We start from the raw sequence: 25,023 nt of genomic DNA, 5'->3' as shown, positions 1-25,023 counted from the left end.
GAGGCGTCGTCGATCTCTGATGCCAGGATATCGCACTGTGCTTTCAAGCTTCGAATGGGGCGAAAGGCCGTTCCGTTAAGCTTTGTTAACGCGCCGGTGCGAGCTTCCGGTCTGAAGGGAGCCGGCCATGACCATGGTTCGCCTCAATGATGACGCCAATGGCCTGCCGCGCCTTCCGTTCTGGGCCGCAGCTTTCGTGACCTTGGCCTGCGTCGCGCTCCTTGCCCTCAGTGGGTGGCGGGAATGGCAGGCGAGGAGCGCCGACCTGAAGAGCGCCGAGGTCGACATGACCAATCTCGCGCGCTCGCTCACGCAACATGCGGAAGACACCGTCGAGGTTGCCGATGCGACACTGCTGGGCTTGGCCGGCAGGCTCGAAGCAAACGGGACGGACTCAGCAGCGATCGCGAAAATTCAGGCTTTTCTGGAGCTTCGCAAGCCGACTTTGGGACGTATCCGGGGCCTTTTCATCTACGACGCGACAGGCCGTTGGCTGGCAACCACGGAGAGGGTGAACCTGGCCGGCCTCAACAACAGTGACCGCGCCTATTTCAAGCATCATCGCGAGTCTGACGACGCCGGCGTCTATCTGGGGCAACCCGTCAAGAGTCGATCGGGCGGCCAATGGATCATCACGGTGTCCCGGCGCTTCAACCACCCCGACGGCAGTTTCGCCGGCGTTGTTCTCGCGACGGTCGACGCTGCGTACTTCTCTCAGTTCTATCGGCAGTTCGACCTTGGACCGAATGGCGCCATCACGATGCTGAGCGCCGGCGGCATTCTGCTCGCGCGCAGTTCCGATGACGGCACCTATGTCGGACGGGACATGTCGGCGACGCCTCTCCTGAAGGGGCGGGCGTCGCGCCCCTCCGCCAGCGCCTATTATTTCAAATCCCCGCTGGACGGCCTGCAGCGCTTGAGCGCCTACCGCTTCAGCGAGCGCTATCCTCTGCTGTTGCTGGCGACCCAGGCCCAGGAGGATGTTCTGGCGCCCTGGCGGCAGGCTGCCGTCATACGCACGGCCGTCGTCGTCGTGCTGACGGTGGTGATCGGTATCATCGGCTTTTATCTCGTGCGCCAACTCGTCGGGCGCCAACGCATGGCGATCGCGCTCGCCGCCAAGGAGGCGGACTTTCGGTTGCTTGCGGAAGAATCGAGCGACATGGTCATGCGGATCGGCTTCGATGAGCGCGTTCTCTACGCGTCGCCATCCTCCACGCGTGTCGTGGGCTGGGACCCTTTGCAACTCGTCGGGACGCCAGCCCTGGCGGGCGTCAACCCGGAGGATTTGCCCCGCGTCGAACAGGCGGTCGCATCACTGAAGCGCGGCGACGTCGAAGAGGCCAGGATCATCTATCGCACGCGGCACCGGGAGAAGACTGAGATCTGGGTCGAGACCGCCTTGCGCGTGACGAGAACGCCTGCCACCGGCATGGTAGACGGCGTCGTGGCGATCTCGCGCGACATGACGGAACACAAGGACCTCGAAGACAAGCTCGCGGCGCTCGCGGCCTCCGACGGGCTGACCGGGCTTTCCAATCGCCGCTGCTTCGACGAGCGGCTGCAGCAGGAATGGGCGCGAGCGGCGCGAGACGGCACGTCTCTTGGCCTGCTGATGATCGATATCGACCATTTCAAGAAATTCAACGATCACTACGGACATCAGGCCGGAGACAACTGCCTGCGGACCGTCGCAGGTGTTCTGGCGGACCATGCGCGGCGGCCGGCCGATCTGGCAGCGAGATACGGTGGAGAAGAGTTCGCGCTGCTGTTGCCGAACACGGATGCCGAAGGCTGCGAGCGGGTCGGCACCCGGCTTCGCGAGGCCCTTCGCGAAGCGGGGATTCCGCACGCCTTGAACCCTCCCTCCGAGCTTGTCACTGCCAGCCTCGGCGGCGCGATCGCTTGGCCCAGCATCGCGACGGAGACGAACTGCGCCTCGCTGGTCGCGACGGCCGATCGCGCGCTTTATGCAGCCAAGGCCAACGGGCGTGACTGCCTGGTGATGTCGGGACAGGTTATGGCCTGGCCTCACGCGAGGAGCGCGTAGGTAACGCTGTCTTCGCCGATGCTTTTGGTTCGCGGAGCAACAGCGTGGAGCTAGGAGGCAATTTCGGCGAGGCGCCTCGCGCCGAAGTCGAGGCTGCTCTCGTGATGGTGGAGCGCGGAGCTCTCCCGTGATCGTCTGCCGGTCCGACTGGACGGATCTAGCTGAAGGATCAGGCAGCACGGCTCCAGCGGCCGCGCCCGCTCTTCTTGACCTTGTAAAGCGCGTTATCCGCCCTGCGCATCAGTATGGCTGCGGAATCCGCGTCGTCCGGGTAGACTGCCAGGCCGATCGACAAGCTGACCTCGAGCCTGTGGGCCTCGACCAAAACCGGCTCGGCCAGAGCGGCCAGCAAGCGCAGGGCGACGGCGGCCGGATCGCCACATCTCTGTCCCGACCTGCACAGGACCGTGAATTCATCGCCGCCGACGCGGGCCAGCAGATGCGGCTCGTCCAGGGCGGATCGGAAACGCTCGGCGACGGAGCAGAGCAGTGCGTCGCCTGCGGCGTGGCCGTAGGTGTCGTTGACCTCCTTGAAGTGATCGAGATCGAGCCAAAGCAGGCCCACCTCGCCACGACACGCAGCGGCCTCCTCGATGGCCTGATGCAGTTCGTTCCGAAACAGGCGAAGATTCGGCAGGCCCGTGAGGGCATCATGGTTCGCGAGATAGGCCATGCGCTCCCGCGCCGACTTTTCCGCACGGATGTCGCGTACCTCGATCAGGTGTAGCGGGGGTCCGGAGGACGGGATCGGCGTCGCGCTGAATGCGACATCGATCCGGGCACCGCCTGCCGTGATCAGTCGCTTTTCGACCTCGCCGATATCGCCGTTGCGACGCTGTCCGATCGAGGGCGGCCCGGCGACGAAATCTGCAAGAGGGCGTCCTTCGATCTCCTCCTGCCTCAAATCCACTAAGGTGCCAAAGGTGCGGTTCGCCGCGATCACCGTCTGGTTCTGGCAAACGACGATGCCGGTCTGAGCGGCTTCGATGATGCTTCGCATTCGTGTGGCCTCGGCAGAAGCCCGATGGACGCGCTTGTCGAGGAATACGGTGACCAGGCTGAGGATCACGATCAAGGACGTCACCAATGCGACCGAGAGCCCGAGCAGAAACTCCGACAAGTCGCCATCCGAAACCTCAAGGCCTGGATCGGCTTTGAGGATCGCAGCCGCCATCGCCGTGAAATGGAGGCAACAGACTGCCGCACCGAACAGCGCGGTCGCCGCAAGTCGATGCCGCAACGCGCCGGAACGACGTTCGATGACAATTGCAGCGCCTGCCAGCAGCGCGCCGGAGCCGAGGGAAAGCGCAACCAGAGCCGGCTCCCATTCGAGCGTGCCGGCGAAGACGAGCGCCTTCATTCCGGTAAAGTGCATGCTGGCAATCGCTGCACTGAGGACGATGGCCCCTCCCAACGCGTGGAGAGAGACTGCCGACAACAGAAGCGGCATGGCCATGCCGGCGATCAGGATGCTAAGCAGCGCCGAGGCGAAGGTCAACGTGATGTCGTAGCTGACGGCGGTAGTAGGAGAGAAGCCGAGCATCGCAACGAAATGCGTGGACCATATGCCCCCGCCCGCAACGCAGGCCGCCATGAGGGCCCAGCCATGCCGCGCCTTGCCATGTTGCGCGCGGGCATGGCTGATGATGGCAAAGACGGTAAATCCGGAAATCAGCGAGATGAGAATTGCCAGGATAACGAGCCGCGCGTCATGATCAGTCCGTATGCAGTCCAGAACGCGGATGAACATGGGCAACCTCGCCGTCTCAAGTACTTGCTACGGAATCGCCGCGCGACTCGTTCGATTCAGTATTGAAGCATAACGGCAAAATACTTTCTGCGTGGTCAAGAACCTCATGGTTAAGTTAAGTTTAAGAATTAAATTACAAAGCTGTCGATAGGCTCGACAAGAGGATGTTTAGTATGAGCTTGTCGCGCTTGGGGCATTTTTATTTTGCTGTGGACATCGCGGGCGTCCTGCCTCCTAGGCGGATGGCCGCTTGGCCAAAGCCAGGCCGACACCCAATGCGATCATTGCGCCGCCCGAAGCCTCGCGGAGGCGCTTGACCAGCCCGGGGCGGGCAACCGCACCTTCACGGATACCGCTGGCCGCAAAGGCGACCACGACGTCGGCCAGGGTGTTGAGGACGACGGAGATGAAGCCCAGAATCAGGAATTGCAGCGCCACGCTTCCCGTCGTGTCGACGAACTGGGGGATGAAGGCGAGGAAGAAAGCCGCGGTTTTAGGGTTGAGCGCCTCGACGACGACGCCCTCACGGAACGCCTTCCGAGGTCCGATGGGCGGCTCGGCCGCGCCACCGCTGAGGACGTTCGCCGCGTCCCGGCGTGCAGCCTGGAAGGTGCGGAAGCCGAGCCAGACGAGATAGGCTGCCCCGACAAATTTGAGCGCGGTGAACAACTCCGCGCTCGCGAGCACGATCGCAGACACGCCGACGCTGCCGGCAAGGACATGGACCATGCCGCCCAGTCCGGTGCCGAAGCTGGACGCGATGCCTTCAGCGCGGCCGCCGGCGAGCGTTCGGGCTGCTACGTAGAAAATGCCGGGACCGGGCGTGATCGCGAGCAGGAAAGCTGCGCCGACATAGAGAGCGAATTGCGCGAGATCGGGCATGGGATTTTACCAGTGAATGGGATGGTTGCTGGAGCGTGGCGTCAGGCGACCGGGACCAGTGCAGCTGCCTCGCGTTCCGATGGCCGGGCGCTTTCGGCCAGGCCGGCGGCAACCTGGGTCCGATCGGCCAGGCTGCGATTCTGGCTCATCTTGCGCTTGCCCTCCAGCCGCGTGATCGGCATGCGGATGCCGATGATCCCGCGCAGCTGCGCCTGGATGAAATCGGGAGGGGCGTCGGATACGCCCCAGGGCACCGCGCGCTCGCCCTCATGGATGTTGGTCAGCCGCGTCACGGCCTCCAGCAACCTGGCCGGATCATCAAAGAATTCGACCGGGCCATAAGCGTGGACCCCGATATAGTTCCACGTCGGAACGACCTTCCCGGTCTCCTGCTTAGTCGCGTACCATGACGGCGTGATGTAGGCGTCCGGCCCCATGAAGATCGCCAACCCGTCGCCGATCGCCGCTGTCCTGCCTTGAGGGTTGGCCCTGGCGAGATGGCCGTACAGGACGCCATGCTCACCCTCGGTCTCGTCGAGGTAGAGCGGCAGCGGCGTCGCCAATATGCCGTCCGCCGTGGCGGTGATGAAGGTGGCGAGACGGGCTGCACGGATGGTTGCCCGGATGCTGTCCCTGTCGTCGTCACGGAAGGCTGGAGGCGTGTACATCTTGGAACTCCCTTGCGTTGTCTGGACAGATGCAGCCATTCTGGCCTGCCGGGAATAGCCAGTTGTGAGGGATTGAAGTGGTCCAGTTGGAAGGCGTCGGACGCAGGATCATCGCGGCGATCAAGAACCAGATCCACAGCGGCGCCTATCAACCGGGCGATCGGCTGCCCTCGTCGCGGACCTTCGCGGCCGAGTGGGGAGCGTCCCGCACCACCGTGACGGCGGCCTATGGTCAGCTGATCGCCGAGGGATATCTGGTCACGCGGGCCGGAGCCCGTCCGGTCGTGGCCCAGGGCCTCGTGACCGAGCCGAAACTGACGCTCGCCCCAAAGGCGGCGGCACGACATCTCTCGGGCTTCGCCCAACGCCTGCTCAGCTTGCCGCCGGCGACACCGCCTCAAGCGGTCAAGGTCGCGGACTTCCGCTACGGAGACCTGGCCGGTGATGATTTTCCAGTGCTGGCTTGGCGGCGAGCGCTGAACGCGGTCAGCCTTCGACGAAGCGCGCGGCTGCGCTATGGCGATCCCCAGGGCGCTTCCGATCTGCGCTCGGCACTGCAAGGCTATCTCTGGCGGGCTCGTGGCATCGGCTGCTCGCCGGACGACATCGTCGTCGTCAATGGCTCGCAGCAGGGGCTCGACCTGTGCGCCCGGCTGCTGCTCGATCCCGGCGATGCTTTCTTGATCGAGAACCCGGGATACGTGCTAGCACGTCATGCCTTCGCCGCCGCCGGCGGCGTTGCGGTTCCTGTTCCCGTCGATGCCGAGGGCATATGCACCGACGAACTGCCATCGGGGCGTCTCGTCTATGTCACGCCCTCGCACCAGTTTCCGCTCGGCGGGGTTCTCTCCGCCTCGCGCCGACGTGCGCTCCTCGCCTGGGCTACCGCTTCAGGCGCCTGCATCGTCGAGGACGACTACGACGGCGAATATCGGCACGACATTTCGCCGATCCCGCCGCTACAAACGCTCGATCCGCAGGCGGTGATCTATGTCGGCACCTTCTCAAAGACGCTCTCGCCCACCCTGCGACTGGGCTATCTCGTTCTTCCCGCCGGATTGGTTGGGGTGTTCAACGAGGCCAAGCGGCTGACGGACCGGCACACCCCGCTGCTGGAGCAGGAAGCGCTGGCCGCTCTGCTCCTCAGCGGCGCCTACGAACGCCATGTTCGCAGCATTCGCCGGAAGAACGCCGAGCGGCGCGCCGTGTTGCTCCAGGCCCTGTCGGCGGAATGCGGACCGGCGGTGTCGATCGAGGGCGCTGAAACGGGGCTCCATATCGTTATCTGGATCAACGGCGTCGATGCGTCTCGCGAGGGCGAGATCGTCGAAGCGGCACGCTCGGTCGGGCTTGGCCTCTATCCGGTGTCGTCGCTGTATGATCCGAAGATATCCAAGCCTGGCACGGCAGGATTTGTTATCGGCTACGCTGCGCTCGACACCGACATGATACGTCGTGGCGTTTCGATGCTGGCGACCGTCCTGAACCCGGCTTGAGCCAACTGTAAACCGGCATCCCCGACGGTGGCGGAACCTGCGCAAAGCTCCAGCCTCACGGGAACAAAAGGCCGATTGCTGGGTTCGCTTGAGTTGCTCCCTGGTTGCGGGGCATGGGGGTATCCGGGGATATGACGTCTGAGAACAATTTGGCCGACGACAGGTATCGGCTGCTGGTCGAATCGGTCACCGACTACGCCATCTACATGCTCGACCCCTCGGGATTTGTTTCAAGCTGGAACCCTGGCGCGCGACGCTTCAAGGGTTATCAGGACCACGAAATCATCGGGCGGCACTTTTCGCGTTTTTACACCGCAGAAGATCAAGCTGCGGGGCTGCCGGCACGGGCGCTGGAGATCGCCAGCCGCGAGGGGCGCTTCGAGAATGAAGGCTGGCGCGTCCGCAAGGACGGAACGCGGTTCTGGGCTCACGTCATCATCGATCCGATCATTCACCCCACAAGCGGCAAGGCTTTGGGCTACGCGAAAATCACCCGCGACCTGACCGAGCGCAAACGGCAGGAGGAGGCGTTGCGGCGAAGCGAGCAGTCGTTTCGACTGCTGGTGCAGGGTGTCACCGATTACGCCATCTACATGCTCGATCAGAACGGCATCGTCACCAATTGGAATGCGGGTGCGCAGCGGATCAAAGGATATCGGCCAGAGGAGATCATCGGCCGTCATTTTTCGATCTTCTACACCGAAGAAGACCGGGCACGGGGCGACTGCGAGCGGGCTTTGGCCAGCGCCCGCGCCGGCGGGTTCCAGATCGAAGGCTGGCGGCTTCGCAAGAGCGGTGAGAAGTTCTGGGCCAGCGTTGTCATCGACCCCATCCATGATGATCAGGGGCACGTGATCGGTTTCGCCAAGATTACCCGCGACATGACCGAGCGCCGGCGCTCGGACGAGGCACTCCAGGCGGCTCGCGAGGCGCTTTACCAGTCGCAGAAGATGGAATCCCTGGGCCAGCTCACGGGCGGCATCGCTCATGATTTCAACAATCTGCTCAACACCGTGATCGGCAGCCTGGAGCTTCTGCGCAAACAGGTGACGGACGAACGCCTGCTCGGATTGATCGGCAACGCGCTGAAAGGAGCGACACGCGGGGTTTCGCTGACCCAGCGCATGCTCGCATTCGCCAGAAAACAGGAACTGCAACCGAGCCCGGTGAACGTATGCGAGTTGGTCGGCGGCATGGCCGACCTTCTGAGCCGTTCGCTCGGGCCCACGATTGCACTCGAGACGCTGTTCCCGAAGGGGCTCCAGCCGGCATTCGCCGATCCAAATCAGCTTGAGCTGGCCATCCTGAATCTCGCGGTCAATGCACGCGACGCCATGCCCGACGGGGGTAAGATCACGATCACGGCCAAGAACACGCTGGTGACCGAAGAAAGTCGCTCCGCGCTCGCTCCCGGCAGCTATGTCCGGATTATCGTGACCGACACCGGAACCGGAATGGATGCTGAAACGCTGGCCAAAGCCTCCGAGCCCTTTTTCACCACGAAGGGAGTGGGCAAGGGTACGGGGCTCGGCCTGCCCATGGTCCTGGGTACGGCCGAGCAGCTTGGCGGGAGCCTGACGCTGCAAAGCGAGGTCGGCCACGGCACGACCGCTACGCTGTGGCTGCGCACGAGCGAGCCGGGGGCCAGCGTCGTCAGCACTGAGGGTCAGCCTTCGCCTGTCGCGGCGTCCGCCTCGTCGCTGGCCATACTGGCAGTTGACGACGACGCGCTCATCCTGATGAACACGGTCGCCCTTCTGGAGGATCTGGGCCACACCGTCGTCGAAGCCAATTCGGGCCGCGAGGCTCTCAGGAAGCTTGAGGACGGTCAGCCATTCGACCTGATCATTACCGATCACGCCATGCCTCACATGACCGGCGGTCAACTGATCGCCGAGGTGAGCACGCGCTGGCCCAATATCCCGATCATTCTTGCGACGGGCTATGCCGACACGCCAAACGGCCTTCCGCCCGGTGTTCGGCGTCTCGGAAAGCCCTTTTGGCAAGCCGATCTTCAAAAGGCGATTTCCGAGGCGACCACCGGGGCAAACGTTCCCATGGGTACCTGAGAAGATACCGATCAAGGTCGAGCAGGACATAACGCTCCGGCTTATCGCCGACGCAACCATTGCCATACCAACGAGTTCATTGCTCGCGCCCGCTCGGCGGTGTGCGATGTCATAGGTTTTGAACGGGAAGGAGGCGGGGGATGGCTGAACTCAGCGTTGAAGAGGCCGGTGTCGTCGATCGCCTTCTTCAGATTATCGCTGATGAAGGCTTGGTCGATCGCAGCAAGTTGGCACCGCACGCCCAGCTCGACGAGATCGGGGTGTCTGCCGATGACCTCGTCTTGATCGGGAATGCCATCGAACGTGAGTTCGACAGGGACATTCTCGGCGATGGCGAACTGGAGAAATGCGTGACCGTCCGGCAATTGCTCGAACTCTTCGCCAGCCGGATTTCACAACGGAGTGGCGGCTGACGTCGATCGCGTTCCACAAGCTGTCGGTTGCGGCATGCCCTCCACGACAACTCTGTGGCGGGCGACCAGAATATGGAGTACGTCAGCAAGGTCGCTTGCGACCGACCTTCCGGGTCGGACCTGCGGCACCTCAGGTTGAGCTGACCAGCTCCCGACGGAAGGCGGCTCCGCAGTGATGCGGAGCCGCTTTCGTTCGTCGGTCGGTGTCTTAGACGGGCAGCGGTCCGTCGCGCGCCGATGCTTTCGGCAGCCCGTCGAAGCCAACCGCCGGAGAGGGCGATTGGCACGCTGACGGCGTTGGGCCGGACCGTAGCTACTCGGCCGCCGTACTCAGCGACTCCTCCACCGGCCGCGCCCTGACGGCGCAGAACTTGAACTCCGGAATCTTGCCCATCGGATCGAGCGCCGGGTTTGTCAGCAGATTGGCGGCGGCCTCGGCGTAGCAGAACGGCATGAAGATCATGTTCTGGGGAACGTCGCGGTCCGAGCGAACCTTGACGGCGATTGCGCCACGGCGTGTCTCGAGCTGGACAAAGCCGCCCGGCACGAGGCCGAGCCGCCCGAGATCACGCGGCGACATCAGCGCGACGGCTTCCGGCTCCAGATCGTCGAGCACGCCGGCGCGGCGGGTCATCGAGCCGGTATGCCAATGCTCCAGCACGCGCCCCGTGGAGAGCACCATCGGGTACTCGTCATCGGGCACCTCGTCCGGCGCCACGATATTGGCCGGCACGATCTTCGCCCGGCCGCTTTCGGTCGGATAACCCTGCGAAAAGATAATCTCGTTGCCGGGGACGTCGAGCGCATCGACCGGATAGGTCACCGCGCCCTCGCGTTCCAACCGCTCCCAAGTGATATTGTTGAAGGACGGCATCACCAGGGCCATTTCGGCAAAGACCTCGGCTGGCCCGGCATAGGTCCAGTCGCAACCCATGCGCCGCGCGACCTCCTGAATGATCCACCAATCCTGCTTCGCCTCACCAGGCGGCCGCACGACCTGGCGCGCCATCTGTACGCGCCGATCGGTGTTGGTGAAAGTGCCGACCTTCTCGGCGAAGGCCGAAGCCGGCAGCACGACATCGGCATGGAAGGCCGTCTCGGTCAGGAACAGGTCCTGGACGACGAGATGGTCGAGCTTGGCCAGCGCGCCGCGAGCGTGGTTGAGGTCCGGATCCGACATCGCCGGATTCTCGCCCTCGATATACATGCCGGTGATCTCGCCGGCATGGATCGCGTTCATGATCTCGACGACGGTCAGGCCCTTCTGCGGGTCGAGCGACTGGCCCCAGAGCGTCTCGAAGATGGTGCGGACCTCGGCTTTCTCGACCGACTGGTAGTCCGGATAGACCATCGGGATCAGGCCGGCATCGGAGGCGCCCTGGACGTTGTTCTGGCCGCGCAGCGGATGCAGCCCGGTGCCGGGCCGGCCGATCTGACCGGTGACCATGGCGAGCGCGATCAGGCAGCGGGCATTGTCGGTGCCGTGGATGTGCTGGCTGATGCCCATGCCCCAGAAGATGATCGAGGCGCGCGAGCGGGCATAGGCGCGGGCAACCTCCTTCAGCGTCTCGGCGGGGATGCCGCAGACCGCTTCCATCTTCTCCGGAGGGAAGGCCTGGATGCTCTCCTTCAGCCGCTCAAAGCCCTCGGTGTAGCCGGCGATATACTGCTCGTCGGTCAGCCCCTCGGTGATGATGGTGTGCAGCATCGCATTGAGCATGGCGACGTCGCTGCCGGGCTTGAAGGCGAGATGCTGCCAGGCATGGCGTGACAGCGCCTGCCGGCGCGGGTCCATGATGACGAGTTTGGTACCCTTCTTGGTGGCATTCTTGATGAAGGTCGCGGCGACCGGATGGTTCACCGTCGGGTTGGCGCCGATGACGATGACGAGCTCGGCATCGAGGGCTGCCGCGAACGGCGCCGTAACAGCACCGGAATTGACGCCCTCCATCAGCGCCGCGACGGAGGAGGCGTGGCAGAGCCTGGTGCAATGGTCGACATTGTTCGAGCCGAAGCCGGTGCGCACCAGCTTCTGGAACAGATAGGCCTCCTCGTTCGAGCCCTTGGCCGAGCCGAAGCCGGCGAGCGCCTTGCGGCCCTTCTCGTCGCGGATCCGGGTCAGGCCCTTCGCTGCGACGTCGAGCGCCTCTTCCCACGAAGCCTCGCGGAAATGCGTCCAGGGGTTGGCGGGATCGACTTGGTCGCGAGCGTCCTTCGGCATGTTCGGCAGACGCACCAGCGGCTTGGTCAGCCGGTGTGGATGGTGGATGTAGTCGAAGCCGAAGCGGCCCTTGACGCAGAGCCGGTTGTGGTTGGCCGGCCCGTCGCGGCCCTCGGCATAGATGATCGCCTCGTCCTTGACGTTGTAGGTGACCTGGCAGCCGACCCCGCAATAGGGGCAGAGCGAATCAACCTTCTTGTCGGCCCAGACCGTGCGGGTCTGGTCGGCATCGAGGAAGGCGGATGGCATCAGGGCTCCGGTCGGGCAGGCCTGGACGCATTCGCCGCAGGCCACGCAACTCGAATTGCCCATCGGATCGTCAAAATCGAACACGACTTTGGAGCCGGCGCTGCGATACGCCATGCCGATGACGTCGTTGACCTGGACCTCGCGGCAGGCGCGAACGCACAGGCCGCACTGGATGCAGGCGTCGAGATTGACGCTCATCGCGGTGTGGCTGACATCGGAATGCCAGCGCTGGGCCGCCGGGAAGCGGCTCTCGCTGATCCCGGATTTTTCGGCCCAACCCCAGAACTTCGATGTCGGATCATGCGATGTCGCGCGCGCCGGCTGGTCGGCGACGAGCAGTTCCATCACCATCTTGCGGGCCTTGTCGGCCCGTTCGGTCTCGGTATGTACCTTCATGCCGACCGTCGGCTTGCGCATGCAGGAGGCGGCGAGAACGCGCTCGCCTTCGATCTCGACCATGCAGGCACGGCAATTGCCGTCGGCGCGATAATCGGGCTCGGGCGAGTAGCACAAATGCGGAATGGTCGTTCCCATCCGCTGCGCCACCTGCCAGATCGTCTCGCCATGGCTGGCTTCAACGCGCTCGCCATTCAGTTCGAAGCTGATGCCCAGGGTCATTCCGCGGCTTCCTTCGTCATGAATTCCTCGGGGAAGTAACGCATCACGCAGGTCAGCGGGTTGGCTGCAGCCTGGCCGAGGCCACAGATGGAGGCATCGCGCATCGCCTGCGACAGCTCGCCGAGCAGCTCCTGGTTCCAGATCGGGCGCTGCATCAGCATCACCGCCTTCTGCGTGCCGACACGGCAGGGCGTGCATTGCCCGCAGCTCTCGTCCTCGAAGAAGCGCATCAGGTTCAGTGCCGCGCCGCGCATGTCGTCATGATCGGAGAGGACGACGACCGCAGCCGAGCCGATGAAGCAGCCATGCTTTTCGAGCGTGCCGAAATCGAGCGGAATGTCGTCCATCGACGCAGGCAGAATGCCGCCCGAAGCGCCGCCCGGCAGATAGGCGTGGAAGCGGTGGCCGTCCTGCATGCCGCCGCAGAATTCTTCGATCAGCTCGCGAATGGTGACGCCGGCCGGCGCCAGCTTCACGCCGGGATTCTTGACGCGGCCGGAAACCGAATAGCTGCGCAGGCCGATACGGCCGTTGCGGCCATGCGAATTCCACCAGCCATTGCCCTTCTCGACGATGTCGCGGATCCAGTAGACCGTCTCGACATTGTTGATCAGCGTGGGCAGGCCGAACAGGCCGACCTGGAACGGATAGGGCGGCTTGTGGCGCGGCAGCCCGCGCTTGCCTTCGAGGCTTTCCAGCAGTGAGGATTCCTCGCCGCAGATATAGGCGCCGGCGCCGCGGCGCATATGGATCGTCGGGCCGCCCGGCGGCAGCTTGGCGATCTCGCGCGTCAGGATTTCGCGCGCCAGCGGATATTCGTCGCGCAGATAAATATAGACGTCGCTGGCCTCGACGACATGGGCGCCGATCAGCGTACCCTCGAGGAAGCGGTGCGGATCGGTATTGAGGTAATGCCGGTCCTTGAAGGTGCCGGGCTCGCCTTCGTCACCGTTGATCGCCATCATGCGCGGCCCGGGCTCGCCACGTACCGCGCGCCATTTGCGACCCGTGGGGAAGCCGGCGCCGCCCAGTCCGCGAAGGCCGGAATCGTCGAGCACGGCCAGGATCGATTCGACGCTGCGCTCTCCGGAACGCAGGCTCTCCAGCAGCGCATAGCCGCCACCGGCGCGGTAGGCGTCGTAATCGACATAGTCGGTCATGTGGACATGGGTGTCGTCGGCCGTGATCGCAGCCAGAACCTTGTCCGGCGTCGCCTCATGCAAGAAATGATGGCCGACTTCCGCGACGGGGGCGCGGTCGCAGAGGCCGACGCACGGCGCCCTGACCACGCGTACGCCGGGCCCGACCTTCGACACCAGGCTGTCATGCAGTTCCTGCGAACGGTGCATCGCGCAGGTCAGGCTGTCGCAGACGCGCACGGTCAGAGGCGGAATCGACGGCTCGCCCTCCTTCACGATGTCGAAATGGGCGTAGAAGGTCGCGGTCTCGAAGACTTCGGCGAAGGACAGCTTCATCACATCGGCCAGCGCCGCCAGATGCGCGGCCGAGATCTGGTGATAGCGATCCTGGATCAAGTGAAGATGCTCGATCAGGAGGTCGCGCTGGCGCGAGCGTTCGCCCAGCAGGGCCTCGATCTCGAACAGGGCGTGAGGATCGACCTGCCGGCCCTTCGGCGTGGATTTGGCGCGCTTGCGGCCCAGTCCCGGATGCTCGAAGGCCTGGACATTATGGTTGTGATGCTCGTGCGCACTCATAGGCCGGCCAATCCCTCCGCTGTCGAAGCCATGCGGCTCCTTCGCCCGCGCCGTTGATCCGGTCGCTTGTGGAAGCAGACGTTATCGAAAAGATTCTAAGCTGCCAACCTCTGGTATGCATAATACCAGTATAGAGACGGAGGGCCGGCGGAGCAGCTCGATCAACTCCGGGCAGAGGTGCGACACCGGTTCGCCAGCACGTCGCCCGTCCCCCGCACGCTTTCCATCCAAGCCGCCACCTCCACATCAAATGACATTGAAGCCAGCCTCTCCTGAATCGATCGTATCTGTTCATCGTCGTCGGTGGACGAGCGGCAGGGGTTCGATACGAGGAAGGAGCGCTGGTGATGCGCGTGATGATGAATCCCTTGAATGCCCAAAAGACCGCGCTGGAACGTGCCTTCGAGATTGCCCGGGAAGGCCGCTGCGCCGGCATCGAAGACATCCGGCGTCAGCTCGGACGCGAAGGCTACAATCAAAGACAGCTGATCGGGCGGGCGCTGGCCCGGCAGCTCTGTGCTATCGCGCGGGAGGCCCGGGCCGTGTCGCGCGAAGACGCATGAATTCTCCAGCCGCAACATGCACGGGCCGTTCGGAACCAACCGGCGGCGGCGGTCGTTCCGATTGTGACTGCGATCGCATCCAAGGGAGGGCAACATGATGTTCGTCGAGCAGATCCGCGAGGGCATGACGGTGGTCGGCTCGGATGGGGAACATGTCGGGACGGTCGATGCGCTGGCAGGCCAGTTGCTCAAGCTGAAGAAGGATGATCCCGCCTCCGGCGGTGAGCATCACTTCCTGGACATCGCCCTCGTGGTGGGAATCGAAGGCGAGACGATCAAGCTTCTGGTTCCGGCAGCTGAAGCGCGGGAACGCTGGTCCGACGAGAGCGACTAAGCCCCTCATGCCAGGCCGAAACGATGCGCAGGAGCAGGCTGGAGCGTCGCAGATGATTGGCGCAGACCCATTCGACCTGAACCGGTTCGTGCAGGCCCAGGCCGGGGTCTACGACATCGCCATGGCGGAGCTTCGGGCCGGCAGGAAACAGACCCACTGGATGTGGTTCATCTTTCCGCAATTGCGGGGTCTCGGGCACTCGCCGACGGCACACCATTTCGGCATCGCCTCGATCGGGGAAGCGCAAGCCTATCTCGCCCATCCCTTGCTCGGCACTCGCCTCGAAAGCGCGACGCAGGCGGTTCTGGACATACCGGGGCGTTCGCTCGCGGCCATCTTCGGCTCGCCCGACGACCTGAAATTCCGCTCGTCCATGACGCTTTTCGCAACGGCTTCGCCCGATGCCGCAGCATTTTGCGCGAATGCGTTGGAGCGGTTCTGTGGAGGCGAGCGCGACGGCGCCACGCTGGCACTGCTGCGCGAGAACGATGCAGGCGTCACCGGATGACCGGGGCGCTCGGTTGGCGCTCTCAATCAGCGCGGACATCGGTCGGATCGGATACGCGCCTGGCCGCGTTTGCAGCCGCGTCGCGCCGCCCGGCCCACCGCTCGAAGGAATGATCGATCGCGAGCAGCACGACCACAAGCGCCGTCGCCGTCAGCACGATCGGCCAGTCGCCGCGCCCGGCGGCGCAGCCCAGGGCGGCCGTGACCCAGATGGCCGTAGCCGTGGTCAGGCCGCGCGGCGTGTGCCCCGACTGGGTCCGCTCCGACTTGGAAAGCGTGATGACGCCAGCGCCTAAAAAACCGATGCCGGTGAGAACGCCCTGTACGACACGGCTGGCCGCATCGGTCTCGCCTTCGCCGGTGAAGATGGCCGTGGCCGTCGCCGTGCCCAATCCGACGAGCCCGAAGGTGCGGATGCCGGCGGTCTGTTGCTTGAGGGTTCGTTCCCATCCCACGGCGACGCCCGCAGCCATGCCGGCGAACAGGCGCAGGATCAGGTCGAGTTCGTCCCAGACGGATATGTCCACGGCTTTGCGCCTCTCGCGCCCCTCGGTCTCGGTGCTTCAACGAGCGGGAGACCCGTTGGTTGCGTGCGCCCGCCAAGGCGAAACCGGCGCTCGAGGACCGCCTCGGCCGCCGCAAGCCCGGTGGTATAGGCGCCATGCGCGGTCGAGAAATCCTGCGGCGAGCAGGCTTCGCCCCCAAAGAACAGGCGATCGTCGAAGGGCGCGGCAAGGACGATCCGGGCCGCCGCATGGCCGGGCAGGGCGTGGCTGTATGAGCCCCGCACGAAGGGTTGGCGGCCCCAACGCGACTGCGCGATCGGCTTCAGCCGTCGTCTGATCCCGGCGCCGAACAATCCGGCAAGCTCATCGAGCGCGAGCGTGGCCATGGCCTGTTCGCCGCCCTGTTCCAGTTCGCGCGCCGTGGCACCGCCGAAAAAGCCCTCGATCAGCGGGCGGCCGAAGGGCCGCAGATGGTAACTGCCCGTCCGCGCCTGTCCGGGGCATCCAAGCACCTGCGTGTCCGGTTCGAAGCCGTCGATGCGGTCGAGCGCGAAGACGATCTTGTCGGCCAGCCCGAGCGGCAGCGTTCCGGCAGCATCGATCCGGTCATGGGCAGGCGCCGGCAGGCGAAGCGCGCCCGACGCCAGGACATCCGTCGGCAGCGTGACGATCGCGGTATGCGCCTCGATCGTGCCGGACGCTGCGAGGATCTTCAGATGGCGAGCATCGGCATCGATCGCCGTGACCGGCGTGTCGAGCCTGATCGGCAAGCCCTCCGCGGCCGCCGCGACCAGCGCGCCATAGCCTTGCACGATCCGCCAGTTCACCCCGGTGTCGGCGTCGGCATAGGCCAGGTAATCGCGCACCGAGAGCTGCTCGAGCTCGGCTCCGTTGATGTATCCGCTCATCGCCTCGAGATAGCCGTTCCAGAGATTGCCGCTCTCGAGCAGGTCGGCAGCGCGATCGGTTTCCGGCGCTATGGAGCGAAGGCGCGCCTCGAACGCCGCATAGGCCGCCTGGGCCTCACGCTGCTCCTGTTGCGGAAAGCGCAGCCCCCGGAACTGATGCCCCCACGGCGGCGGCGTGCGATCGACGGTGAACCCCAGCGATGGTGCGAGCTCGGACCATGGGTTGCGATCGCCCGAATGCAGCCAGCCGCAGCCGAGATCGAGCGGCATTCCGTCATGGTTGAGCGTCCAGGCCCGTCCGCCGATCCGTTCGCTCGCCTCGATCAGCAAGATTGAAAGGCCTGCCGCCATGAGCCGGCGTCCGGCGGCGATGCCGGCCGCGCCGGCCCCGATGATGGCGACATCGATCGGCTCGGTCATCCGAGCTCCCGCGGTGCCGCGCTCAGTTCCAGCCAGTCGAGCTCTTCTTCGAGCCGATGAAAGGCGTCGTCACCGATGATGCCGCGTCTGCGCAGATCGAGCGCCACGGTCCGCGCCGCAGCGACGGCACCGCGCCTGAGTTCGTTGTGCGCGGTATCAAGCCTCGCGTCGCCATCGGCCTGATCGAGCATGTCGTGATATTCCCGCCGGATGGCGTCGGCGACGCTCGACGGCTCGCCATCGATCGAGGCCAATGCCGCTTCGAGGGCGGCCTTGCGCGCGATGGCGAGTTCGCGCTCGACAGGCCGGTCATCCTGCAGGGCGAGGTATTTCAGGAGCGCCGGCAGCGTCAGGCCCTGCACCAGCAGCGTACCCACGACGACGGTGAAGGCGCAGACGAGGATAAGGTCGCGATACGGGAAGTCGGCCGGGAGCGCATAGCCTGCCGCCAGCGTGACGATGCCGCGCATGCCGCACCACGAGATGATCAGGCCGCCCTTGATCGTCGGTGCCAGCCCTTGCTTGCCTGTTTCGGCCTCTCCTCGCGTCCGGTGGTAGCTGCGTGCAACGGCGTTGTAGCCCATGACCCAGACCAGGCGGACGAGGATCACCGTCGCGAGAACGGCGAGCGCGATCCAACCATAGTCGACGCGCTGCGCATTGCTGAGGCCAGCCAGAATCGGTCGAAGCTGAAGGCCGACCAGCACGAAGGCCAGCACCTGGAGGACGAAGACGGTGGTTTCCCAGACGGCATAGGATGGGATGCGCAGCCGCGCGCTTGTCCGTGCAGGTGCCCAACGCGCAATCACGATGCCATAGACCACGATCGTGATGATGCCCGACAGATGCAGTGCTTCGGCCAGGATCCAGACGCCGAATGTCGTGATGAACTGGAGGATGATGGCGCTCGACTGGTCACGGAACAGGCCGAGCAGCCGGACGCCCAGCCAGGCCAGGGTGCCGCCAAGGACGACGCTTCCGACGACCACCAGTGCAAAGACCGGCAGCACATCGGCGGCGCTGAAGGTTCCGGCCGCCACAGCCCCGACCGCGAGCCGGTAGATCAGCAGTGCGGTTGCGTCGTTGAGCAGGCTCTCGCCTTCGAGGATGACCAGCAGGCGGTGCGGTGGGCGCAGGCGCCGCAGGATCGCGGTCGCGGCCACGGCGTCAGGCGGCGCCACGATCGCTCCCAGCGCGATCGCTGCCGCCCAGGGCAGGTCCGGCACGAACCAGCGTGTGACGACCGCGACGCTTACCGTCGTCGCGACGACGGCGACGAAGACCAGCCCGCCGACGGGCAGCCAGTTCTTCCGCAGATCCCGCGGCGAGGTGTCGAAGGCCGCGTCGAGCAGGATCGGCGCCACGAACAACGCCAGAACGAGTTCGGGGTCGAGCGAGAGCTGCGGCGCGTCGGGAACAAAGGCCAGGGCGGTCCCGCCGACGGCGAGCACCACGGGGTAGGGAATGCCCGCGCGCCGCGACGCCGCGGCGAGCATGACGGCTCCCAGCATGATGACGAGGATGGACTCGAAGAAAATCATCGAGCCGAATTTTGCGCCACGAAACAAGACATGTCGACCGCCCTGCCAGCAGCGCCCGTCATCGTCCGGCGGTGTCAGCCACCCTGGGTTCGCTTCCACGCCGCCGGCGGAAAACTCGGATCGCCGTAGGGGTAGTAGTCTGTCAGCGTCAGGTTCTCGTAGGGCAGCGCTTCGAGATGGACCGTGCCCATGAAGGGCTGCGGCGGCTCGACCAGCAGGATCGTCGGCGCAAAGCCGCTGTCGTCGAAGCCGCGGCGGAAATGGGCGCGCGACTTGATGGCGATCACATCGAACTCGTCGGGCTTGAGGCCGACCTGCCAGAGTTCCGAGGGCTCGATGATCTGGACGAGATTGGGACTGAGCACCAGCACATTACCCTGGCCGAAGCTCACGCAGATCCATTCGCTGCTCGTGCCATGGGTCGTCCTGGCGCCGCTGACCGAGCGGATCGTGCCGGAGATGCGGACGGCGTCGCCGGCGGATTCATCGAACAGGCCGCCGATCGCGGCATCGAAGCCATCGCCCGCTTTGGCGCCGGCCGCCAGAAGCGAGCGAATGATATCGGGCGAGGCGATGGTGGCGATCAGGGTGCGTTCGAGCTTCTGCGCGATGATCTCCTGCAGCAGCCAGGTCGCGTAGCCCGAGCGGTCGCTGTAGTCGGCGAGCAGCACCGGCGCCTTGCCGGCGCTCACGGCCTCGCGCGCCAGCGCGACGCCATCTTTCATCGGATGGATCTTGACGGTGTTGAGCAGCGCTTCGCGCCGCCGCCAGACCCATTCCGCCATGTCGCGCATCACCCGGTCGGCAAGATCCGGATCGTTGTTGGTGATCACCTGGAGGCCCATGCCGGCATCCGGCACGTCCGACCAGGGAAAGCCGAAGAAGACATTGACGAAGACGTCGGGCTCGCGGGCCTCCCAGACCAGCGCCCGCTGGATCAGGTCGGACCAGGGCGAGGCGCCTGTCCACATCACCACCGTCGGCGCGATAATCGGAATGCGCAGCGTCCGGTGCACCGGCTTGAAGCTGCCGCGGATCGCCCGGACCAGCATGCGCGCCGCGCGTTCGCCCTGCAGATGCATGTCGTAATGCGGGAAATACTTCACGCAGAACGCCATCTCGGCCTGGCCAAGGAAGGCTTCGTCCTCGTTGCCATGCGGATCGAAAGTTGCCGAGAGGACGACATCCTTGCCGACGACCTCGCGGACGCGCCGCGCGATATCGGCCTCGGGGCGCGCCACGCCGCGCACCGCCAGTGCCCCATGAAGCGCGAGATAGACGCCGTCGAGCTTCGGTTGTGCCTTCAGCTCCGCAATAATGATCCCGAGGAAATGCTCATAGGCATCCTCGGTGATCCAGCCCGATCCCGTGCCGGTCTTGGGCCAGAGCGGCGAGGTGATGCCAATCAGCTCGACATCGTCATATTCGCGCGCAACCTGCACGAAGCCGCCCATATAGCCCTTCGGGTCGGTCGCCAGCAGCGCCTCGCCGCTGGCCGGCGAGCCCGGATAGATGAAGTCCTCCCGCGTGGTGTCGTTGGGCAGGAAGGTGACGGTCTCGTGAGCGAATTGAAGAACAGCGATACGCATGGTCTGGCGCATCATGCGGGCTTGACGTCGTAGAACTGCGCGAAGCCGTTGCGCAGGCCGGTGAGCCCGCGATAGGCCGTCTTCTCGTAATAGGCGCCAAGCGGAATATAGGGCACCTCGACGAAGAACTGCTTCTGGACCTCGGCGCAGATCGCCTTCTGTGCGGCGACATCCTTGGCGGCGAACCAGTCGAGCCGCAGCTCTTCCAGGCGCGGCGATGTCGGCCAGCCGAACCAGGCCTGGTCGCCATTGCCGCGGATGCCGAGCTGGCTGGCCGGATCGAAATTGTTGGTGCCGTTCAGATAGGTGAAGAAGATGTTCCAGCCGCCCTTGTCGTTGGGCTGCCGGCTGGCGCGGCGCTGAACCACGGTGCCCCAGTCGGTCGAGACCAGGTCGACATTCATGCCGCATTTCTTGAGCGCATCCGCCGCCACCATCGCCAGCGCATGAGTCGAGGGGTAGTCGGTCGGGTCGAGCATCACCACGCGCTCGCCCTTGTAGCCGGCCGCCGCGAGCTCGCGCTTGACCTTCTCGAAATCCCGCTTGCCGACCAGGACATCGGTCCCGACTGTGGTTGCCAGCGGCGTGTCGGGGCTGAACACGCCGACATGGTCCTTCCACATCGAGCGCTCGTCGCCGGCCACCGCGGTCATGTATTCGGTCTGGTCGATGGCGCCGAGCAGGGCCCGGCGGATGGCCGCATTGTCGAAAGGCGGATGCAGGCAGTTGAAGCGCAGGCAGCCGATGCCGCCGGCCGGGTCGAGGCCCTCGATCTTAAGTCCGGCCTTGGTCTTCAGGACACCCAGCAGGTCCGGCGTCGGATTTTGCCACCAGTCCACTTCGCCGTTGCTGAGCGCGTTCGCTGCCGTCGACGGGTCGGGCATGATGCGCCATTCGACGCGGTCGAAATGAACGTGTTTGGGGCCGGCCGTGAAGGTGGCGGAGCCATTGGGACGCGGAACGTAGCCGGCGAATTTCTCATAGACCGTCAGCGCGCCGGGAATGCGCTCGGCAGCCTTGAAGCGGAACGGCCCGCTTCCGACCATCTCCGTCACCTGCTTGTTGGCGTCGGTCACCGCGAAGCGTTCCGGCATGATGCAGGGCATCGAGGTTCCGGTCTTGCCGAGCGCCGCCGGCAGCAGCGAGAACGGTCGTTTCAGGCGGAATTTCACGACGCGGTCGGATTCCGCCGAGAGCTCGTCGGTTGCATCCATCAGCGCGCGGCCGAAGGCATCGCGGGCGGCGAAGCGCTTGACGCTCGGCACGACGTCCTGCGCCCGCACCGGCTCGCCGTCATGGAAGCGCAAGCCCTCGCGCAGCGTCAGCCGCCAGAGCTTGCCGTCATCCTCGACGGTGTGGCCGGCCACCATCTGCGGTTCGAAATGATAGTCGCTGGTCTGGCCGTAAAGCGTATCGAAGACGAGATAGCCGTGGTTGCGCGTCACAGTCGCCGTTGTCCAGACCGGATCGACGATCGCGACATCCGCCTCGGGCACGAATTTCAGCACCTTCGCCGGCTGCGCGACGCTGGGCTTTGCGAGGGTGGAGACGGCGGCACCCGCCGCGACGCCAAGAAATGTTCGACGCTTCATGCCCTGGAACCTTCCGTTCGAACCGATGGAATGGTCGCGGATGGAGCGTCGCCGCGATGTCTATCGGCTGATCCTAGAGCGGCGGAATTGACGGGCGCAAGCCATGGGGCAGCCGACAAGGACGCCTCGTCGAACGGCACGGCATCCAGCGGTTGCAGATGTCGGCACACCCCCCGCAACAGGACATGCCCGTCGGCGTCGCTGGCCTGTCAGGTCGCGCCTTGCGCTGGACGTCGTCCAGAGATCAGGCCGCTTTCGCCATGGCGTCATTCAGCCGCGAATGCGTCTGCTGGAGGATGTCGTGGAGGTTCCTGAAGGCATCTTCGCCGACCGGCGCGACACCGTCGCGGGCGGCGCGCTCCATCTCGGCTGCGGCAGAGGCGACGCGGGTTGCGCCGAGATTGGCGCTCATCGATTTCAGCGCATGGGCGCATTTCGCGATCAGGTCGCTGTCGCCCGATTGCGTCGCCGATCCCAGGCGTTCGACCTCCTTGAGCGATGTCACCTTGTAGAGGTCGGTGATCCGGCGGACCGTCTCCAGCGATCCGTTGGTCATCTCGATCAGGTCGCGCAGCACTGCTTCGTCGAGATAGCTCTCCTCCGTCGGCGAGTCCGGTACCGCTGGCGCAACCGTCCGCGCCGTCGAATCCGGTGCGAAGCTCGCGATCGTGCTGCCGAGCTGGGCCAGCGTGAAGGGCTTGTAGACCACACCGTCCATACCCGCCTCGCGCCAGGCATTGGCGGCCGAACCAACGACATGGGCGGTCAGGGCGACGATCGGGACGCGCGGCCGGCCGGTTTCGGCCTCGCGCGCCCTGATGGCGCGCGCAGCGTCGAAGCCATCAAGCACGGGCATGCTGCCATCCATCAGGATGAGATCGAAGGGCTCGCGCTCCGCCGCCGCGACGGCCTGGACGCCGTCATTGACGAAGCGCGCGACGATGCCGAACCGGCGCAGCGCGGCATCGGCGACCTCGCGGTTGACCTCGCTGTCATCGGCGACGAGGACACGCATCTGCGGGAACTGCGCAGTCGGGGCGATCTCGGCCTGGCCGGCATCGGCGCGGCGCAACGATTGTCCCGAAGGTCGATCCGTCTGCAGCGACTGGATAAGCGTGGCGACGTCGCGACGCTGCACGGGCCAAGGCAGGACATCGTCCGCGCCGGCCTCGATCAACCCATCGACATCCTCGCCGGCGCCGGCCAGCACGATGACGGCGTGACCGTATTCCCTGAAGGCAGCCAGGCGATCGGGCGAGGCGATGACGAGATCGGCCTTGGCTGCGCCCATTGGCGGGGAAGCGTCGAGCACCTCGACCGTGAAGCCGGTGGCGGTCAGTTCATGCTTGAGCATTGCCGCGGTCTGGCGCTGGGGCAGGGCGATGACAGCGGTCTTGCCGGAGTTGGCGACAGCGGGCTCAGCCACCATCGCCGGGGACGAGACCGCAAGCGGAAGGGCAAAGAAGAAGCTGCTGCCGCGGCCGATCTCGCTTTCGACGCTCAGCGTCCCGCCCATCGCGGCGACCAGTTGCCGCGCGATCGAGAGGCCCAGACCGGTGCCGCCATGGGTGCGTGTCGTCGACTGGTCAGCCTGCGAAAAGGACTCGAAAATCGTGTCGACCTTGTCGGCTGCGATGCCGATCCCGGTGTCGGAGACCGAAAAGCGCAGGTGGTCCTGTCCTTCCCGCGCGACACGAACAGTGACACCTCCGGCCTCGGTGAACTTCAGCGCATTGTTGACGAGGTTGCCCAGCACCTGTCCGAGGCGGACCGGATCGGCCCGGACGTTCAGGCCCGGCGGGGTTTCGATCGCGCCGCAGAGATCCAGCGCCTTGGAGCGAGCCCGGTCGCTGAACAATTGCAGGACGGCCTCGACCGAATCCTCCGGGTCTATATCGAGGGCTTCGACCTCGAGCTTGCCCGCCTCGATCTTCGAGATGTCCAAGATGTCGTTGATGATGGCGAGCAGGCTGGTGCCGGAACGCGCGATGACCTCGGCCTGCCGGCGCGCGCGCTTCGGCAGTTCGGCGGCGGCCAGAAGCTCCGCCATGACCAGGATGCCGTTCATCGGCGTCCTGATCTCATGGCTCATCGTGGCCAGGAAATCCGACTTCGCCTGGTTTGCCTTGTCGGCCGAAAGCGCGGCGCGCTGATAGTCGGCCGTTCGGTCCGAGACCTCGCGCTCCAGCCGGTCACGATGGTCGGCGAGCCTGCGGTCGCGCTCGCGGATGTCGCCGATCATCCCGTTGAAGCTGTTGACCAGCACGCCGATCTCGTCGCGGGACTCGGCCTTGAGCGTGATGGCGTAGTCGTGCTCTCGGCGCACGCGCGACATGGTCTGCGTCAGCGCGCCCAGCGGCCCGGTGATCCGTCGCTGCAGGCGAAGCGCCAGTGCCACCGCGAAGAGGGTCGCGATGGCGCCGGTCAGCAAAGTACTTTCCACCGCGCTCCTGATCAGCGCCGGCAGGTCCTGCGTGTCGGCGATGACGCGGAGGCTGCCGACCTGCACGCCGCCATGGATAATGGGTACGATCGCCTCCATCGATCGGCTTCGCAGGATCGCCGGCAGGGACCAGCGCGTATCCGGCCCCAGGACGACAAGATCGCCGGCGAGTTGTTCGGTCGCGCCGATGTCGGCCAACGACTTTCCGTCGCTCGTTTCGATGCCGGCGAAGGTGATGCCCTTCATCCGGCCGATCGCAGTGATCGCCTCATAGGCGGCGATGGAGTCGGTGTCGGCGACAGGGCGGGACGCGGCCGCCGAGATCGCTTGCGCCGTACTGAGCAGGGCGTCGCGCCGTGACTGGCCGTAGCGTTCCGTCTCGCGCCAGACGGACACGCCGACCAGGATTCCGCTTGCCAGCAAAGTCGATGCGACGACGAGCAGGATCAACCGGACGCGAATCGAGAGGTGAGGACGCAACGACATGAC

General features: G+C 65.1%; 18 protein-coding genes. 7 read left to right on the top strand and 11 right to left on the bottom strand.

The features are described from left to right. The first annotated feature begins 127 nt into the window (after positions 1-127). Complete coding sequence (locus AC1DYU_RS11475; protein WP_476791707.1) at positions 128-2,050, top strand: diguanylate cyclase domain-containing protein; 1,923 nt, start codon at positions 128-130, stop codon at positions 2,048-2,050. 169 nt (positions 2,051-2,219) lie between these two features. On the opposite strand, the gene AC1DYU_RS11470 is transcribed toward AC1DYU_RS11475, so the two are convergent. From AC1DYU_RS11470 to AC1DYU_RS11460, 3 genes are all read right to left on the bottom strand, one after another. Beyond that, positions 2,220-3,800: a diguanylate cyclase domain-containing protein gene (locus AC1DYU_RS11470; protein WP_476791706.1), complete on the bottom strand. Its 1,581-nt coding sequence runs from the start codon at positions 3,798-3,800 to the stop codon at positions 2,220-2,222. 234 nt (positions 3,801-4,034) lie between these two features. After that, the gene (locus AC1DYU_RS11465) at positions 4,035-4,682 is read right to left on the bottom strand and encodes a LysE family translocator (RefSeq protein ID WP_158486455.1); all 648 of its coding nucleotides are present in this window, start codon (positions 4,680-4,682) and stop codon (positions 4,035-4,037) included. 41 nt (positions 4,683-4,723) lie between these two features. After that, positions 4,724-5,350, bottom strand: a complete 627-nt coding sequence (locus AC1DYU_RS11460; RefSeq protein WP_476791705.1) for an FMN-binding negative transcriptional regulator — start codon at positions 5,348-5,350, stop codon at positions 4,724-4,726. A 77-nt stretch (positions 5,351-5,427) separates the two neighbouring features. Here AC1DYU_RS11460 and pdxR point away from each other — a divergent pair, with 77 nt between their 5' ends. The 3 genes from pdxR to AC1DYU_RS11445 all read left to right on the top strand — a co-directional run bounded on the left by pdxR (position 5,428) and on the right by AC1DYU_RS11445 (position 9,328). Then, complete coding sequence (pdxR, locus tag AC1DYU_RS11455) at positions 5,428-6,846, top strand: MocR-like pyridoxine biosynthesis transcription factor PdxR (RefSeq protein ID WP_476791704.1); 1,419 nt, start codon at positions 5,428-5,430, stop codon at positions 6,844-6,846. A gap of 131 nt (positions 6,847-6,977) precedes the next feature. After that, positions 6,978-8,915: a hybrid sensor histidine kinase/response regulator gene (locus AC1DYU_RS11450; protein ID WP_476791703.1), complete on the top strand. Its 1,938-nt coding sequence runs from the start codon at positions 6,978-6,980 to the stop codon at positions 8,913-8,915. A gap of 140 nt (positions 8,916-9,055) precedes the next feature. After that, positions 9,056-9,328: a hypothetical protein gene (locus AC1DYU_RS11445; RefSeq protein ID WP_476791702.1), complete on the top strand. Its 273-nt coding sequence runs from the start codon at positions 9,056-9,058 to the stop codon at positions 9,326-9,328. A 313-nt stretch (positions 9,329-9,641) separates the two neighbouring features. Here the strand turns inward: AC1DYU_RS11445 and fdhF are convergent, their stop codons facing one another. Further along, positions 9,642-12,416: a formate dehydrogenase subunit alpha gene (gene fdhF, locus AC1DYU_RS11440; protein ID WP_476791701.1), complete on the bottom strand. Its 2,775-nt coding sequence runs from the start codon at positions 12,414-12,416 to the stop codon at positions 9,642-9,644. Continuing rightward, the gene (locus AC1DYU_RS11435; RefSeq protein WP_476791700.1) at positions 12,413-14,131 is read right to left on the bottom strand and encodes an NADH-ubiquinone oxidoreductase-F iron-sulfur binding region domain-containing protein; all 1,719 of its coding nucleotides are present in this window, start codon (positions 14,129-14,131) and stop codon (positions 12,413-12,415) included. The genes fdhF and AC1DYU_RS11435 overlap by 4 nt, the downstream gene beginning before the upstream one ends. Before the next feature lie 347 nt (positions 14,132-14,478). On the opposite strand from AC1DYU_RS11435, the gene AC1DYU_RS11430 reads away from it, so the two are divergent. The 3 genes from AC1DYU_RS11430 to AC1DYU_RS11420 all read left to right on the top strand — a co-directional run bounded on the left by AC1DYU_RS11430 (position 14,479) and on the right by AC1DYU_RS11420 (position 15,536). Beyond that, positions 14,479-14,694, top strand: coding sequence for a hypothetical protein (locus AC1DYU_RS11430; RefSeq protein WP_476791699.1), 216 nt, complete (start codon positions 14,479-14,481; stop codon positions 14,692-14,694). Positions 14,695-14,788: 94 nt separating this feature from the next. Beyond that, positions 14,789-15,028: a DUF2171 domain-containing protein gene (locus AC1DYU_RS11425; RefSeq protein WP_158486462.1), complete on the top strand. Its 240-nt coding sequence runs from the start codon at positions 14,789-14,791 to the stop codon at positions 15,026-15,028. Positions 15,029-15,083: 55 nt separating this feature from the next. After that, complete coding sequence (locus AC1DYU_RS11420; protein WP_476791755.1) at positions 15,084-15,536, top strand: DUF1810 domain-containing protein; 453 nt, start codon at positions 15,084-15,086, stop codon at positions 15,534-15,536. A 22-nt stretch (positions 15,537-15,558) separates the two neighbouring features. Here the strand turns inward: AC1DYU_RS11420 and AC1DYU_RS11415 are convergent, their stop codons facing one another. The 6 genes from AC1DYU_RS11415 to AC1DYU_RS11390 form a co-directional block, all read right to left on the bottom strand. Next, positions 15,559-16,062: an MgtC/SapB family protein gene (locus tag AC1DYU_RS11415; protein WP_476791698.1), complete on the bottom strand. Its 504-nt coding sequence runs from the start codon at positions 16,060-16,062 to the stop codon at positions 15,559-15,561. After that, positions 16,029-17,369: a flavin monoamine oxidase family protein gene (locus AC1DYU_RS11410; RefSeq protein ID WP_476791697.1), complete on the bottom strand. Its 1,341-nt coding sequence runs from the start codon at positions 17,367-17,369 to the stop codon at positions 16,029-16,031. Before AC1DYU_RS11410 ends, AC1DYU_RS11415 begins: the two co-directional genes overlap by 34 nt. Continuing rightward, entirely contained in the window at positions 17,366-18,910 is a 1,545-nt protein-coding gene (locus AC1DYU_RS11405; RefSeq protein WP_476791696.1) for a cation:proton antiporter, read from the bottom strand. The genes AC1DYU_RS11410 and AC1DYU_RS11405 overlap by 4 nt, the downstream gene beginning before the upstream one ends. 74 nt (positions 18,911-18,984) lie before the next feature. After that, positions 18,985-20,499 (bottom strand): M81 family metallopeptidase, encoded by a 1,515-nt coding sequence (locus AC1DYU_RS11400; RefSeq protein WP_476791695.1) that lies wholly within the window; start codon positions 20,497-20,499, stop codon positions 18,985-18,987. 11 nt (positions 20,500-20,510) lie between these two features. Beyond that, positions 20,511-22,091 carry an ABC transporter substrate-binding protein gene (locus tag AC1DYU_RS11395; protein ID WP_476791694.1) on the bottom strand — a complete coding sequence of 527 codons (1,581 nt, stop codon included), beginning with the start codon at positions 22,089-22,091 and terminating at the stop codon, positions 20,511-20,513. A gap of 244 nt (positions 22,092-22,335) precedes the next feature. Next, positions 22,336-25,020 (bottom strand): ATP-binding protein, encoded by a 2,685-nt coding sequence (locus tag AC1DYU_RS11390; RefSeq protein WP_476791693.1) that lies wholly within the window; start codon positions 25,018-25,020, stop codon positions 22,336-22,338. Between the last annotated feature and the right edge of the window lie 3 nt (positions 25,021-25,023).

This window comes from Allobosea sp. P2_B12 (genome assembly GCF_056404835.1).
Note: the sequence above shows the minus strand (reverse complement) of the source record. Positions and strands in the feature narration are given on the sequence as shown.

Bases quoted from the DNA above. Each gene is read 5' to 3' on its own strand.
- AC1DYU_RS11475 (WP_476791707.1), top strand. From the start codon at position 128: ATGACCATGGTTCGCCTCAATGATGACGCCAATGGCCTGCCGCGCCTT.
- AC1DYU_RS11470 (WP_476791706.1), bottom strand. From the start codon at position 3,800: ATGTTCATCCGCGTTCTGGACTGCATACGGACTGATCATGACGCGCGG.
- AC1DYU_RS11465 (WP_158486455.1), bottom strand. From the start codon at position 4,682: ATGCCCGATCTCGCGCAATTCGCTCTCTATGTCGGCGCAGCTTTCCTG.
- AC1DYU_RS11460 (WP_476791705.1), bottom strand. From the start codon at position 5,350: ATGTACACGCCTCCAGCCTTCCGTGACGACGACAGGGACAGCATCCGG.
- AC1DYU_RS11450 (WP_476791703.1), top strand. From the start codon at position 6,978: ATGACGTCTGAGAACAATTTGGCCGACGACAGGTATCGGCTGCTGGTC.
- AC1DYU_RS11445 (WP_476791702.1), top strand. From the start codon at position 9,056: ATGGCTGAACTCAGCGTTGAAGAGGCCGGTGTCGTCGATCGCCTTCTT.
- fdhF (WP_476791701.1), bottom strand. From the start codon at position 12,416: ATGACCCTGGGCATCAGCTTCGAACTGAATGGCGAGCGCGTTGAAGCC.
- AC1DYU_RS11435 (WP_476791700.1), bottom strand. From the start codon at position 14,131: ATGAGTGCGCACGAGCATCACAACCATAATGTCCAGGCCTTCGAGCAT.
- AC1DYU_RS11430 (WP_476791699.1), top strand. From the start codon at position 14,479: ATGCGCGTGATGATGAATCCCTTGAATGCCCAAAAGACCGCGCTGGAA.
- AC1DYU_RS11425 (WP_158486462.1), top strand. From the start codon at position 14,789: ATGATGTTCGTCGAGCAGATCCGCGAGGGCATGACGGTGGTCGGCTCG.
- AC1DYU_RS11410 (WP_476791697.1), bottom strand. From the start codon at position 17,369: ATGACCGAGCCGATCGATGTCGCCATCATCGGGGCCGGCGCGGCCGGC.
- AC1DYU_RS11405 (WP_476791696.1), bottom strand. From the start codon at position 18,910: ATGATTTTCTTCGAGTCCATCCTCGTCATCATGCTGGGAGCCGTCATG.
- AC1DYU_RS11400 (WP_476791695.1), bottom strand. From the start codon at position 20,499: ATGCGTATCGCTGTTCTTCAATTCGCTCACGAGACCGTCACCTTCCTG.
- AC1DYU_RS11395 (WP_476791694.1), bottom strand. From the start codon at position 22,091: ATGAAGCGTCGAACATTTCTTGGCGTCGCGGCGGGTGCCGCCGTCTCC.
- AC1DYU_RS11390 (WP_476791693.1), bottom strand. From the start codon at position 25,020: ATGTCGTTGCGTCCTCACCTCTCGATTCGCGTCCGGTTGATCCTGCTC.